Source organism: Microvirga sp. 2MCAF38 (assembly GCF_052115485.1).
In the GTDB taxonomy this organism is placed as follows: Bacteria; Pseudomonadota; Alphaproteobacteria; order Rhizobiales; family Beijerinckiaceae; genus Microvirga.
This window is the reverse complement of the sequence record NZ_JBFRGU010000005.1, coordinates 176,026-190,070: the sequence shown is the minus strand read 5'-3', so window position 1 is coordinate 190,070 and position 14,045 is coordinate 176,026. Positions and strand designations below refer to the sequence as shown.

Sequence of the window (14,045 nt, the reverse complement as noted above, 5' to 3'; positions counted from 1 at the left end):
GCAGGGCATTCCAGGGGCCGAACATGCGTAAATGCTGTGCCTCACACATGCAGCCCTCCCTCGGTTGGCGTTGTGGATCGGGACGAAGCTTAAGCACGTCGGGCGAAAGGCGCAACTCCCTCATCCGTCTCGAGACTCGCGGCACTCCTCCTCGATGAGGCGGCGGACCTTCGCCGGTTCCTGGCCGATATCGCACAGGAGATGGTCGCCCAGCGCAGCGAGGCGTTTCAACTCGTTCTGCAGCACGCGATCCTGCTCTTTCATTGCGGCATCCTCCGACAGGGCCGGCAAGACGCCCTTCAAAGCTTTCATAATTCTCATTTCACACCTCCACTTTTCATCAGAGGCTGTCTATTTTTAGCAGATCGAACAAAGGCTCAACCGCTTTTAACGCGCGCTTCGCTTGCGTTAAACTCAAGTGAAACCATGATTGGACAGATCCCTTCCCTCAACGCCCTTCGCGCTTTCGAGATGACCGCGCGCACCGGCAGCATGCTGCGGGCGGCGGAAGCGCTGTTCGTGACGCAGAGCGCGGTGAGCCGCCATATCCGGACGCTGGAACAGGATCTGGGCTGTGCCCTCTTCCGGCGCGTCCACCGCGGCCTCGTCCTGACGCCGCAGGGAGAAGCGCTCGCCGAGACCTTGAGCGAGGCCTTCGAGCGAATCGGCGAACGGATCGCGCGGCTGCGCAAACGACCCGAGACGCTGCGCTTACGCGTGCCACCCACTTTCGGCATCCGCTGGCTGATGCCGCGCCTGCCGCGTTTCGAAACGCGTCACCCGGACACCAAGATCGAGGTCAACATCACCTGGGACGAGCTGGAACCGGACACACTCGATTTCGACGTGGGCGTGCGCTGCGAGCCGGGGCGATGGCCTGCCGCGTGCCTGACCGAACTTATGATCGAGCAACTGACCCCCGTCTGCTCGCCGCAATTCCTGCAAAACTGGGTCGGTGCGGGAACCAGCGAGGCGCTTTCCACGGTGCCGCTGCTTCACTGCACCAGCCACCGCACGGATTGGCGGCAATGGGCGAAGGGCTGGAGCGGCGAGGATTTTCCTGTCGACCGGGGCGAGGTTTTCGGCACGCTCGATCTGGCGCAACGCGCGGCGGAAGCCGGACGCGGCCTTGCCATCGCGGATCTCGCCATGGTGGCGGACGATCTGCGCCTCGGCCGCCTCGTCACGCCCTTCCCCGACAACATCGTCACCGGCGCGACCTATTTCTTCGTCCACCGAGCGTCGCGCCGCGACATGCCGGTCGTCGAGGCTTTTCGACAATGGCTTCTGGAGGAAGTGGCGGAGACGAACACCTAATCCGTCTTCGGCCGCGTCCCGAAAATAGCGCTTCCCACCCGCACGTAAGTCGCGCCGAGCTGGATCGCGGCGTCGAAATCGGCGCTCATCCCCATCGAGAGGTTTTTGAGGCCGTTGCGCTTGGCGATGGTGGCGAGCAGGGCGAAGTGCGGCGACGGCGGGTCTTCCGCCGGAGGAATGCACATCAGGCCTTCGATGGTCAGGCCGTATTTCGTGCGGCAGGCTTCCAGAAAGGCATCGACCTCGGCAGGCGAGACGCCGCCCTTCTGCGGCTCGTCGCCGGTATTCACCTGCACGAACAGGCGCGGCGTTTTGCCCTGCTTGGCAATTTCCTTGGCGAGCGCTTCCGCGAGCGAGGGCCTGTCGAGCGACTGAATCACGTCAAAGAGTTCGACGGCTTCCTTCGCCTTGTTCGATTGCAGCGGGCCGATGAGATGGAGTTCCACATCCGGATAGCGTTCGCGAAGGGACAGCCACTTGGCCTTCGTCTCCTGAACGTAGTTTTCGCCGAAAACCCGCTGACCAGCCGCCAGAACGGGCTCGATTTCCTCAGCCGGAAATGTCTTGGACACCGCGATCAGGGTGACGGAGCCGGGATTGCGCTCGTAATCGGCGGCCGAGCGTTTGACGCTGGCCTGGACCTCTTTCAAGCGTTCGATGGAATCGGTGTCGTTCATAGGATTCTTAGTCACCCTCGCGCTCATAACACATGCCTCCGTCATTCCGGGGCCGCTTCAGCGGAGCCCGGAACCCATAAACGGTAAGTTCGCAGAATCACCCGCGACGACCACGCCGCGTCCGATCCTGAACCGTCCGCGTTTATGGGTTCCGGGCTCGCCTGCGGCGCCCCGGAATGACAAACGGGGCACCCTCGCGCGCGAAGCCGTTGACCGCGCAAGTGAGCTGTGTCCTAGTCCGCGCCAACCCGGCGACGCAAGTCGCTTTAATAATCTCTTGTCTTGACGGATGAATAACGAACGATGAGGCCCGAGCGCTACAACGCCAAGGAAGCCGAGCAGAAATGGCGGCAGAAATGGAACGACCGTGATCTGTTCCGAACGAGGAACGACGATCCACGTCCGAAATATTACGTGCTCGAGATGTTCCCCTATCCGTCGGGCCGCATCCACATGGGCCACGTTCGCAACTACACCATGGGCGACGTGGTCGCGCGCTACAAGCGCGCCAAGGGTTTCAACGTTCTCCACCCCATGGGCTGGGACGCCTTCGGCATGCCGGCGGAAAACGCCGCCATGCAGAACAAGGTCCACCCCAAGGAATGGACCTACGCCAATATCGCAACCATGCGCGGCCAACTCCAATCCATGGGCCTGTCGCTGGACTGGAGCCGCGAGATCGCGACCTGCGATCCGAGCTATTACAAGCATCAGCAATCCATGTTCATCGATTTCCTGAAATCGGGAATCGTGGACCGCAAGACCGCCAAGGTGAATTGGGACCCGGTGGATCAAACCGTGCTCGCCAACGAGCAGGTGATCGACGGGCGCGGCTGGCGCTCGGGCGCCCTGGTCGAGCAGCGCGAATTGACCCAGTGGTTCTTCAAGATCACCGATTTCGCCGAAGACCTGTTGATTAAGCTGGACACTCTCGACCGCTGGCCTGAAAAAGTGCGCCTGATGCAGCGCAACTGGATCGGCCGTTCCGAGGGTCTGCTGGTTCGTTTCGCTCTCGAATCGGCCGCTCCCAACGGCGAGAACGAGGTCGAGGTCTACACCACACGGCCCGATACGCTTTTCGGCGCGAAATTCGTCGCGCTTGCGCCGGATCATCCACTGGCGAAGGCCGTTGCCGAGAAAAACGCAGCGCTCGCGACCTTCATCGAAGAGTGTAAGCGCACCGGCACGGCTCTGGAGGCCATCGAGAAAGCCGAGAAGATGGGCTTCGACACGGGCCTGCGCGTGGTGCACCCGTTCGATCCGTCCTGGACGCTGCCGGTCTACGTGGCCAATTTCGTGCTCATGGATTACGGCACCGGCGCCATTTTCGGCTGCCCGGCGCACGACCAGCGCGACCTGGATTTCGTCAACAAATACGGCCTCGGCAACACCCCCGTCGTGTGCCCGCCCGATGTGGACCCAGCCACCTTCGTCATCACCGACACCGCCTATGACGGCGAAGGCCGGATGATCAATTCTCGCTTTCTCGACGGCATGACCATCGCTGAGGCCAAGGAAGAGGTTGCCCGTCGCCTGGAGCAGGACAAGCGCAACAATCGTCCGGTTGGTGAGCGGAAGGTGAATTTCCGCCTGCGCGACTGGGGCATTTCCCGCCAACGCTATTGGGGCTGCCCGATCCCGATCATCCATTGCGACGATTGCGGCGTGCTGCCCGTGCCGAAGGACCAGCTTCCGGTGGTTTTGCCGGAAGACGTGTCCTTCGACGTGCCCGGCAATCCGCTGGACCGGCACCCCACCTGGAAGCACGTGAATTGCCCGCAATGCGGCAAGGCGGCGCACCGCGAGACCGACACCATGGACACCTTCGTGGATTCGTCCTGGTACTTCGCGCGCTTCACCGACCCGACCCTCACCGACAAGCCGACGGACAAGAACACGGTCGATCACTGGTTGCCGGTGGACCAATATATCGGCGGCATCGAGCACGCGATTCTGCACCTGCTCTATTCGCGCTTCTTCACGCGCGCCATGAAGCAAACCGGCCATGCGGGCTTGGACGAGCCCTTCGCGGGTCTGTTCACGCAAGGCATGGTGGTGCACGAGACCTACCGGGCCGCCGACGGCTCCTGGGTTCAGCCGAGCGACGTGCGCATCGAGACCGACGGCAGCATCCGCAAGGGCTTCCATGTGACGACGGGCGCTCCGATCGAGATCGGCTCGATCGAGAAGATGTCGAAGTCGAAGAAGAACACGGTCGATCCGGACGACATCATCGCCTCCTACGGCGCGGATACCGCCCGCTGGTTCATGCTCTCCGATTCGCCGCCCGAGCGCGACGTGATCTGGACCGAGGAAGGCGTGCAAGGCGCAGCCCGTTTTGTTCAGCGGGTCTGGCGTCTCGTCGGCGAACTGGCCGACCGAGCGGAAACCGCCGGCGACCGCGCCGATTCGTTCGGCCCCATCGGGACAGCTGTTCGCAAGGCCGCCCACAAGGCGCTCGCTGCCGTCGAGGACGATGTGGAGCGCCTGCGCTTCAACCGCTGTATCGCCCATATCTACGAGCTGGCGAACGCGCTCTATGAGCAACTCGCCGCCGCCAAATCATCCGATGAGCCGAACCTCGCCGCCGCTTTCCGCGAGGCTGGGCGCATCTTCGTGCAGCTGCTGGCCCCGATGATGCCGCATCTGGCCGAAGAATGCTGGATCGTGCTCGGTCAGCCGGGGCTCGCCGCGGAAACTGATTGGCCCGAGCTTGACCGCTCGCTTCTTGTCGAGAACGCGATTACGTTGCCGGTTCAGGTCAACGGCAAAAAGCGCGCCGATGTCACCGTCGCCAGGGACGCCGACCAGGCGACCATCGAAGCGGCTGTGCTCTCGCTCGAAGCCGTGCAAAAGGCCATGGAAGGGAAGCCGCCGCGCAAGATCATCGTGGTGCCGCAGAGGATTGTGAATGTTGTCGCTTAATCTCAAGAGCCTCGCCCGCCTGACAGCGTTCGCCGGGCTGACTTTGGCCCTCTCCGCCTGCTTTCGCCCGCTCTACGGCCCCACCGCATCCGGCGAATCGCTGCAATCCGTGTTGGCGTCCATCGAAGTGCAGGAAATCAACCTGCCCGATACGCAGGCGCAGGTGGGTCACTATCTGCGCAGCGAGCTGGTTTACGACCTCAACGGCTCCGGTGTCCCCGCACCGAAGCGCTATATGCTGAATGTCGTCTACAACCAGACCCTCAGCACGCCGATCGTGGACGCGGTCTCCGGAACGGCACAGGCGGCGACGATTTCAGCCGCCGTGAATTATAGCCTCACCAATCTGGACGGCTCGAAGATCCTTGCCAGCGGAACGGCCAGGGGGTCCGCGTCCTATGACCGCTTCCAGCAACGCTTCGCCAGCGTTCGGGCCGCTCGGGACGCGCAGATCCGCATCGCCAAGATGATCTCGGAGGAGATCAAGACCCGTCTCGCGGTCGCGATTTCAGACGACGACGCGAAATTCTAGAAAGCGATCCGAGGGAAAGCCGGGCCCGACTTCCCAAAAATCGCGAAAAAATCAGGAGCTTAGAGCGTGATCAGGTTTCAACGAGGCGAGATCGGGCTCTAATGGTTGCCGTTAAAGCGGGAGACGTGGATGGGGTGTTGCGACGCCCCAATCCTCAGATCGGGGTGTTTCTCTTCTACGGGCCCGATACGGGACTGGTGAGTGAAAGAGCCCGGTCCCTCGCGGAAAAATCGATCACGGATCCGAACGATCCGTTTCAACTGATCAGGCTCGAAGGCGATTTGGTCGCCTCCGATCCGGCACGGTTGGCTGACGAGGCCGGAACCATCGCGCTTTTCGGTGGCAAACGGACGATCTGGGTCAAGGGAACCTCCCGCAACATCGCGCCTGCCGTAGAGACCGTTCTTCAGACGCCCCTGCAGGACACAATCGTGGTTCTGGAGGGCGGCGATCTTGCCAAGAATGCGCCTTTGCGCGTGCTCGTTGAGCGTTCCCAGATGGCGCTCGCCCTGCCCTGCTACGCCGATTCCGGCCGCGATCTGCAAAGCGTCGTCGACGAAATGCTGAAGGAAGCCGGATTTTCGATTTCCCGCGACGCACGGACGGCCCTTATGGCGAGTCTCGGTGGCGACCGGCTGGCCACGCGGGGCGAGCTTTCAAAGCTCATGCTTTACGCCCATGGCAAGCACGAGATCGGCCTGGAGGATATCGACGCGATCCTCAGCGATGTCTCGAGCCTTGCCATGGATGCGGTGGTGGACGCGGCTTTTGCGGGAGCCGGCGCGGATCTCGAAATCGGCTCGCGGCGGCTCGCGGCGGAGGGCGTTCACGCCTCCGTTCTGCTCGGTGCTGCGCTCCGGCATGCCCTCATGCTCCTATCGGCCCGACTCTCCATGGAGGAAGGCCGCAGCGCCAGCACCGTGCTTGAGGGCATGCGGGGCCTGCATTTTCGCCGCAAACCCCTGATCGAGCGCCATTTGCAGCGCTGGACATCCGAAACGCTGAAACGCGCCATTGCCGCATTACAAGCGAGCCTCCTCGAGACACGCCGCCTCTCCGCCCTCGATGACGTCATCGCCGCCAAGACGTTGCTCGACATCGCGCGGATGGCGCGGCGGTAACTGTCGTCCATTCCAAATTAATATTTATTTTCAATAAGATAGAAGCACCTCAAGAGATTTACTCGCCACGGGTGTCACGCAGGTGAGTACTCTTCGCCAAGTCGGAAGGCGATGGTCAAGGATCGGCGTGCGCACGTCGAAGGTCGAAGGTCGTCCAAGTGACTGGCAAGGAAAATCCCATCAGGAAAGGCACGGGAATAGTCCAGAGGCCCGAATTGGCTATCGAATTTGGGCGGCGAATCGATTGCCCTCTTCGTTCAAACCCTCATCCGTCAACTTTCCCATCGCAGTTTCCAGAAACCACGGCTTCAGGGTGACAACCCGCGTTCAGGGTCGTGACTCAGTTTGATGAGGATAGGCGCAGGCTTTCCCTCCCCCTTACGGGGAGGGACGAAGGGTGTGGGTCGTCTGACCGGGTGAAACTTTCTACGTGGCGCTGTAGCGGCCTTCCTGCTTATCGGATCACAGGCAGCACTCTGACTTTTCAACCCCCACCCCTCCCCTCCCCGCAAGGGGGAGGAAAGAGCGCAGACGAAACCAAGTCACCACCGCGTTCAGGGATTGCTTGAAAGCTTCCGAACCACGGGAAAACCCTCATTTTCTGAAGGCTGCCAAGGTCGGAAATGCGGAAGATACCCCGGAAAGTCGCCATTGTAGTACTAGGCATCGTCGTATTTCATCGCTCAGTTCTTCCCCGGCAAGGCAACAAGCCTCTCGTCGGAAAAATTCCCTACCATCCTTCATATCGGAATATGCTTTTAATCCTAAATAAAATCAAAAACCTTCCCGCGAAGACTTCCATAAGCCATTGATATTATTGTTATTTAGGCCGCCGCCCCGTTCAACCGCCGGCACAGGCCATCGAGTTGCTCCAATGTCTTGTAGCGAACGCGCAATTCGCCCCCATGACCTTTGTGCTCGATGGATACGGTCAGGCCGAGAACGTCCTTAAGCGCTTGTTCCAGAGCCCGCGTGTCAGGATCTTTTTCCTTTTTACGACGCGCGACCGTCTTCGGATCGGCCTCGGCGGGGTCTGTGTTGTCCAGTTGGGCGATCTCTTCGACTTCGCGAACGCTCAGCTTCTCGTCGAGAATCCGTTTGGCGACACGGTGCGGATCCTTTACGGCCAAAAGCGCGCGCCCGTGGCCCGCCGTCAACTGCCGCGAAACCAGCAATTCCTTAATGGAATCAGGGAGATCCATGAGGCGCATCATATTCGCGATATGGCTGCGGCTTTTGCCGATAATTTTCGACAGATTGTCCTGCGTGTAGCTGAATTCCTCCATCAGCCGCGAATAGCCCTGGGCTTCTTCCACGGGATTGAGGTCTGTTCGCTGAACGTTTTCGAGAATTGCGAATTCAAGCGAGGTTTTGTCGTCGATTTCAACGATGACGACAGGAACTTCGTGAAGTCCAACTAGTTGCGAGGCGCGCCAACGGCGCTCGCCGGCCACGATTTCATAGGCATCGGGCAGATTCGGCATCGGACGAACCACGATCGGCTGAATGATGCCGCGATCCTGGATCGACTGGGCCAGCTCCTGCAGTTCGCTATCCTCGAAGTACTTGCGGGGATTGCGCGGGTTCGGACGCAGAAACTCGACAGGAACCTTGCGCTGGCCTCGGCCGCGCTCCACTACGCCGATCTCATCGCCGACTTCACCGATCAAAGCGGCAAGACCACGTCCCAAACGCGGCTTCGAGGTTTCTTCTGCCATTGGCCCTTTTCCTTTTTATCTTTGGAGCAATTTTCCGCGTCTTTTCAGACCTTTAGCAGCGGTAGCTGCGGAAAACACTCTGGAGAATGATCATGCGTCGTTGGCAGGATCACACTCGCTCATCTTTGATTTCACATGATTTCGGCGTGAAACCGATGTCACCTGATCATGCATTAAGCGGCCCGAAGAGCGCGCTCACGTTGAATAATTTCGGATGCGAGTTTGAGATAAGCCTGCGATCCGGCGCATTTAAGGTCGTAAAGTAACACAGGCTTGCCGTGGGAAGGCGCTTCCGAGACGCGCACATTGCGCGGAATCATGGTCTCGTAGACCTTGCTGCCCATAAATTGTCTAACGTCCGCAACGACTTGACCCGAAAGATTGTTGCGCGGATCGAACATGGTCAGGACCACACCCTGGATCGCCAGCTTGGTATTCAAGGTCGAGCGCACCTGCTCCACCGTTTTCAACAACTGGCTGAGACCCTCGAGCGCAAAAAACTCGCATTGCAACGGCACCAGAACCGAATCCGCGGCCGTCAAAGCATTGATCGTCAACAGATTGAGCGAAGGCGGACAATCGATCAGCACATAGGTGAAGGGATCTTCGTCCGGCTCTGCCATGAGTTGGTCGATGGCTGTGCGCAGCCGATGGGCGCGATTGCGCTCATTGGCGATTTCAAGCTCGATTCCAAGCAGATCGAGGGTCGACGGCGCCACGAAAAGGCGCGGAACGATCGTCTCGACAACAGCCTCGACCAACGACGCTTCGCCGTTGAGGACATGATAGGTCGAAACGCGGCGGTTCTTGCGATCGATTCCGAGACCCGTGGAAGCGTTGCCCTGGGGATCGAGATCGAGAATCAGCACTTTCTCGCCAATCGCGGCGAGCGCTGTCCCGAGATTGATCGCCGTCGTCGTCTTTCCGACGCCGCCTTTTTGGTTCGCAAGCACGAGAACGCGCGGCTTACCCTGGCGCGTTCCTGGAATAAGGCCGCTCTGGTGGGTTGTCATCAAAGACTCTCGATGGAGGTTATACGTAGAATTCTCGCCTCGGAATCGGTCCGACTCGGCAAAATATCCGCGTCCACTGTCCAAGACTTTCTAGCCTCGGTCAATTCGCTAAGAACATCCCGTCCCTTTGGAAAAAGACCGATTGTCCCCGTTGTCCCCCTTTTCAACAGGGGCTCGGTCCACGCCAAAAGTGTTGGAAGCGCCGCTAATGCACGCGCCGAAACAACATTAACCTTACCGATAAAATCTGGAATGACGTCTTCAAGGCGGCTCTGATGAACCGTAACCTGGGCTTCTGTCAGCCGCGCTATTTGGCGTAAAAAGGCGCATTTCCTGGCATTGCTTTCGACGAGGTGCATATGAAGCCCCCGCTCGGTGCCCGCAATCGCCACGACAAGCCCCGGAAACCCCGCCCCGGAGCCGAGATCGAGCCAAGCTTTTGCATCAGGCGCAAGCGCGTATAATTGGAGCGAATCGACGATATGGCGGGCCCACACGTCGTCCAGCGTCTTGGGTCCGACCAAATTCTTGATTCGCTGCCAGCGTTCCAATTCGGATGCGAGGAGCATGAATTTTTCGGTTGTTTCACGTGAAACATCGAAATCCCCGAGCGCTTTTTGCGCATCCTCAAGAGAAAGCGTCATGACAATTTCGCCGACGAATCTATGCGTCCACGCTTCACATAGGCCGCCAGCAATGTCAGAGCAGCCGGGGTAATGCCCTCGATACGTGCTGCCTGCCCGAGCGTGCGGGGCTTCACAAGCTGAAGCTTACCCTTGATTTCATTGGATAATCCCGGCAAAGCGCCAAAATCCAAAGTTTCCTCCAGAACAATATTCTCATCGCGACGATAGGCGGCAATATCCGACTGCTGACGTTCCAGATAGACTGCATAAGTCGCGTCAGTCTCAAGCTTTTCACGCGCTCGCGTGGTGAGAACACCGAGCGAAGGCCAGATCTTGAGAAGAGAGTCCCACCCAAGATCGGGATAAGACAGAAGCTGATAAGCGCTACGACGAATCCCGTCCTGATTCAGAGCAATGTCGAATTTCGTTGCTTCTTTCGGGGTGATTTCCAAACTCTGGAGCTGAACCCGGCCAGCCTCAAGCTCGGCTTTGGAACTTTCGAAACGTATTGCCCTCGCCGATCCCACGCAACCGATAGCAATCCCCCTCCCCGTCAGACGATCATCGGCATTGTCGACGCGCAGGCTCAAGCGATACTCCGACCGGGAAGTGAACATACGGTACGGTTCGCTGACACCACGTGTTACGAGATCATCGATCAGGACACCGATATAGGACTCGGCCCGATCAAAAATCACGCCATCTTGATCGCCGGCGCGCCGAGCAGCATTCAAGCCAGCCACGAGCCCCTGCGCCGCAGCTTCCTCATAGCCGGTCGTGCCGTTGATCTGGCCTGCCAGGAACAATCCCTTGATCGCCTTGGTCTCAAGCGTCGTGGATAGGTTGCGTGGATCGACGAAATCGTACTCGATGGCATATCCGGGCTGAAGCATGGTGACTCGTTCCAGCCCTGGAATGGCGCCCAACAGGCCCTTTTGCACATCCTCGGGAAGTGAGGTCGAGATTCCATTCGGGTAGACGGTGATATCGTCGAGACCCTCTGGCTCTAGAAAGATCTGGTGACTATCACGGTCTCCAAACCGGACCACCTTATCTTCGATGGAGGGGCAATAACGGGGGCCCCGGCTCAGAATATCGCCGGAATACATGGGCGCGCGGTGAAGGTTGGCGCGGATCAGGTCATGCCCTGCCAAGGTGGTGCGCGTAATCCCACATTCGATTTGCGGAACCGTAATTTTCTCTGTCAAAAACGAGAACGGCACTGGCTCCTCATCCGCCGCTTGTTTCTCCACGCCCGCCCAATCGATAGTCCGCCCGTCAAGCCGTGGCGGAGTGCCGGTTTTCAGCCTTCCGAGGGTAAAGCCAAAGCGCGCCAAGGTTTTGGAGAGACCGATCGAGGGCTTTTCCCCCATGCGCCCGGCAGGAAACTTGCGCTCGCCGATATGGATGAGGCCGCTCAGGAAGGTGCCCGTGGTTAGAACTACCGCGCCAGACGAAATCGCACGACCATCGGCTAGAATAACGGCATTCACTCGACCAAAATCGTCGATTCGAAGATCGTGTGCCTCACCTTCGACAATACTGAGATTAGGAGTCGCTGCCAGCTCTACCTGCATTGCGCGGGCATAAAGCTTGCGATCTGCCTGTGCCCGGGGGCCGCGAACTGCGGGACCTTTCCGGCGATTGAGAAGGCGGAACTGGATGCCGGATTGGTCTGCAATGCGTCCCATGACGCCATCGAGCGCATCAATCTCACGAACGAGATGCCCTTTGCCCAGACCGCCGATAGCCGGGTTGCAGGACATGGCGCCGATGGTCGAAGCCTTGTGCGTCAGCAAGGCCGTTCGCGCGCCTAGACGCGAGGACGCAGCTGCCGCTTCCGCGCCAGCGTGGCCTCCGCCGATCACTACGACATCGAACGACAAGTGCATGATTCTCTCTCCAAGTGAAGGTCTGTAGATCCGTCCTTGGGAAAGGTCAAAGGCCGAAATGTTTCACGTGAAACATCGCAACCAGCATGACTCTATCAACACGATGTCCACAGCCTATCGACTCCTTATAAACTCACTGTCGACTCTCTATAAACAGCCTTTCCAACCGACAAGATCTCAAAGTTTCGAGACTCATTTTCCGATACAAAAGCTTGAGAACAAACGATCTAGAACATCCTCAACGTCAACCCGACCCGTGATTTCCCCAAGCGCGTGGGCCGCGAGGCGTACATCCTCCGTTGCCAGTTCCGAGGACTCGCCAGTTTGAAGGAGATGCAGGGCTCGAGAAAGCGCCTGAAAAGCCCGTTCCAGCGCCCGGCGATGACGGTCACGGGTAATCACTGCATCGCCCAGCCCAAGAGCGGACTCGGCTTCCTGGCGCAAGGTGGTCAAAAGCTCGGCCATTCCCTCCCCGCTCGTCGCGGAGATCAGAAGATCAAGATCGTCTCGGTTCCGATTCAAATCGCACTTGGTGCCGACGCGGAGAATCCGACGCCCCGGAGGTGACGGCATGGACGAGCCTTCCGGCGGGACGAGCCAGAGCACCACGTCCGCCTCCCCGGCCCGGGCGAGTGCTCGCGCCACGCCTTCCTGCTCGATCATGTCGACGCTCTCGCGCAAACCGGCGGTGTCGACGATGAGAACCGGTAGACCTCCGAGATCGCATTTCACCTCGATCACGTCCCGTGTCGTCCCCGCGATGGGAGACACGATGGCCACATCCCGCTGGGCCAGAGCATTCAGCAGGGTCGATTTCCCCGCATTGGGCGGCCCGGCGAGCACCACGATCAACCCTTCTCTCAGCCGCTCGCCTGACGGCTGCGTGAGGGAGAGGCCGATCTGATTGTGAAGCTTCGCCAGTCGCGCCGCCGCGTCGGCTTCCAGCGTCTCCGGCACGTCGCCCTCATCTGCGAAATCGAGCGCCGCCTCGAGAAGCGCCAGGGCCTGAAGCACATCCTCCCGCCAGGTCTCCGCCGCGTTACCGAGCCGGCCCTCAAGCTGGAACAGAGCCTGCCGGCGCTGCGCCTCCGTCTCGGCATCGATGAGATCGGCCAGCCCCTCGACGCGGGTCAGGTCCATCTGCCCGCTCAGGAAAGCCCGCTTCGTGAACTCGCCCGCCTCCGCGGGCCGACATCCCTCCAGGGAGCCGATGGCGCGGAGAACGGCGCTGCGGGTCGCAAGTCCCCCATGGATGTGAAGCTCGACCTGATCCTCTCCCGTGAAACTGTTCGGCCCCGGCATCCAGGCGACAAGAGCCTGGTCGAGAGGCTCGGCGGTATGGGGATCGCGAAGGAGGCGCAGGCTCAGGTGCCGGGGCGCAGGCGCGCCACCGGCAATCGTTTCGAGAATGAATCGACTTTTATCTCCGCTGACCCGGACCACGCAGATGGCGGCGCGGCCATAGCCGGAGGCGGTTGCGAAGATGGTGTCGTCCGAGCGCATGAACGTGAACCCTGCCTAAGCCTTGCGGCGCTACGATCGGTTCTGATCCGAATCGATCTGTCGGAGATCCCTCCGGCTTGGATGTACCGCCTGGTCGGCTCACCCGTGATTCCTGACAATCGAGGGGCGCAGAGAAAGCGCTCGGAGGCGAACTAGGTCAAATGAAAAAGGGCCCCGTCGATGCGGGAACCCCTCTTCCTCTCATGAAAAAGGAAACGCAAAGTTTCTTTTCCGAGTCAGCCGGATGAAATCACTCAAGCTCAGAAGAGCCGGCTTGTTCTTCAAAAAGATGATGAATTCCGCCGCCGCCTACCCCCTCCGTGTTGCAAGAGAAAAAGCCTGTCTTCACATCGTAGCGGAGCTGACCGGCCTTCGCGAAGGCGGCATTGCCGTCGAGCAAGACTTTGAACTTGTCATGCCGGCAACCCGCCGTATTCGCGTCGGTCTTGCTCAGATCGATGTGATCGATGCCATTTTGAAATCGGCGATGATGACCTGCTTCTTGCACAGGCCTGCCTCGGCGCTAATCTTGAAACGGAAGATATACTCTTGCCGCCCGTCAGAATGTCCTTGCCTAGGTCCCCGATGAGGACGTCGTTTCCGCCCACGTGGACCACGCTGTCCTTTACGGTGTCCTTATTGGACCCGGAGGACATCCTTGGAGACCAGGAGAGGCCGTCGGAAAAGGCCCTGCCCAGAACCCCGAAATAGGATAGTCGCC

Annotated in this window: 12 protein-coding genes; 4 read left to right on the top strand and 8 right to left on the bottom strand. The window is 59.7% G+C overall.

What is annotated here, in order from left to right:
- Positions 1-120: 120 nt before the first annotated feature.
- The gene (locus AB4072_RS12500) at positions 121-321 is read right to left on the bottom strand and encodes a hypothetical protein (RefSeq protein ID WP_441968261.1); all 201 of its coding nucleotides are present in this window, start codon (positions 319-321) and stop codon (positions 121-123) included.
- A 105-nt stretch (positions 322-426) separates the two neighbouring features.
- Between AB4072_RS12500 and AB4072_RS12495 the strand changes: the two genes are divergently transcribed.
- Positions 427-1,317 carry a LysR substrate-binding domain-containing protein gene (locus tag AB4072_RS12495; protein WP_441968260.1) on the top strand — a complete coding sequence of 297 codons (891 nt, stop codon included), beginning with the start codon at positions 427-429 and terminating at the stop codon, positions 1,315-1,317.
- Here AB4072_RS12495 and AB4072_RS12490 read toward each other — a convergent pair.
- Positions 1,314-1,994, bottom strand: coding sequence for a YggS family pyridoxal phosphate-dependent enzyme (locus AB4072_RS12490; RefSeq protein WP_441968573.1), 681 nt, complete (start codon positions 1,992-1,994; stop codon positions 1,314-1,316). The two genes, AB4072_RS12495 and AB4072_RS12490, sit on opposite strands and share 4 nt — an antisense overlap.
- 303 nt (positions 1,995-2,297) lie before the next feature.
- Between AB4072_RS12490 and leuS the strand changes: the two genes are divergently transcribed.
- The 3 genes from leuS (at position 2,298) to holA (ending at position 6,572) form a co-directional block, all read left to right on the top strand.
- Positions 2,298-4,919 carry a leucine--tRNA ligase gene (leuS, locus tag AB4072_RS12485; RefSeq protein ID WP_441968259.1) on the top strand — a complete coding sequence of 874 codons (2,622 nt, stop codon included), beginning with the start codon at positions 2,298-2,300 and terminating at the stop codon, positions 4,917-4,919.
- Positions 4,906-5,451 (top strand): LPS assembly lipoprotein LptE, encoded by a 546-nt coding sequence (gene lptE, locus AB4072_RS12480; protein WP_441968258.1) that lies wholly within the window; start codon positions 4,906-4,908, stop codon positions 5,449-5,451. Before leuS ends, lptE begins: the two co-directional genes overlap by 14 nt.
- Positions 5,452-5,552: 101 nt before the next feature.
- On the top strand, positions 5,553-6,572 hold the full coding sequence (holA, locus tag AB4072_RS12475) for a DNA polymerase III subunit delta (RefSeq protein WP_441968257.1): 1,020 nt from the start codon (positions 5,553-5,555) through the stop codon (positions 6,570-6,572).
- 824 nt (positions 6,573-7,396) lie between these two features.
- Here the strand turns inward: holA and AB4072_RS12470 are convergent.
- The 6 genes from AB4072_RS12470 to AB4072_RS12445 all read right to left on the bottom strand — a co-directional run bounded on the left by AB4072_RS12470 (position 7,397) and on the right by AB4072_RS12445 (position 13,832).
- Entirely contained in the window at positions 7,397-8,290 is an 894-nt protein-coding gene (locus tag AB4072_RS12470) for a ParB/RepB/Spo0J family partition protein (RefSeq protein ID WP_441968256.1), read from the bottom strand.
- Positions 8,291-8,463: 173 nt separating this feature from the next.
- Entirely contained in the window at positions 8,464-9,303 is an 840-nt protein-coding gene (locus tag AB4072_RS12465) for a ParA family protein (RefSeq protein ID WP_441968255.1), read from the bottom strand.
- Complete coding sequence (rsmG, locus tag AB4072_RS12460; RefSeq protein ID WP_441968254.1) at positions 9,303-9,947, bottom strand: 16S rRNA (guanine(527)-N(7))-methyltransferase RsmG; 645 nt, start codon at positions 9,945-9,947, stop codon at positions 9,303-9,305. Before rsmG ends, AB4072_RS12465 begins: the two co-directional genes overlap by 1 nt.
- The gene (gene mnmG, locus AB4072_RS12455) at positions 9,944-11,821 is read right to left on the bottom strand and encodes a tRNA uridine-5-carboxymethylaminomethyl(34) synthesis enzyme MnmG (RefSeq protein ID WP_441968253.1); all 1,878 of its coding nucleotides are present in this window, start codon (positions 11,819-11,821) and stop codon (positions 9,944-9,946) included. Before mnmG ends, rsmG begins: the two co-directional genes overlap by 4 nt.
- 192 nt (positions 11,822-12,013) lie before the next feature.
- Entirely contained in the window at positions 12,014-13,324 is a 1,311-nt protein-coding gene (gene mnmE, locus AB4072_RS12450; protein WP_441968252.1) for a tRNA uridine-5-carboxymethylaminomethyl(34) synthesis GTPase MnmE, read from the bottom strand.
- A gap of 250 nt (positions 13,325-13,574) precedes the next feature.
- On the bottom strand, positions 13,575-13,832 hold the full coding sequence (locus AB4072_RS12445; RefSeq protein WP_441968251.1) for a hypothetical protein: 258 nt from the start codon (positions 13,830-13,832) through the stop codon (positions 13,575-13,577).
- Between the last annotated feature and the right edge of the window lie 213 nt (positions 13,833-14,045).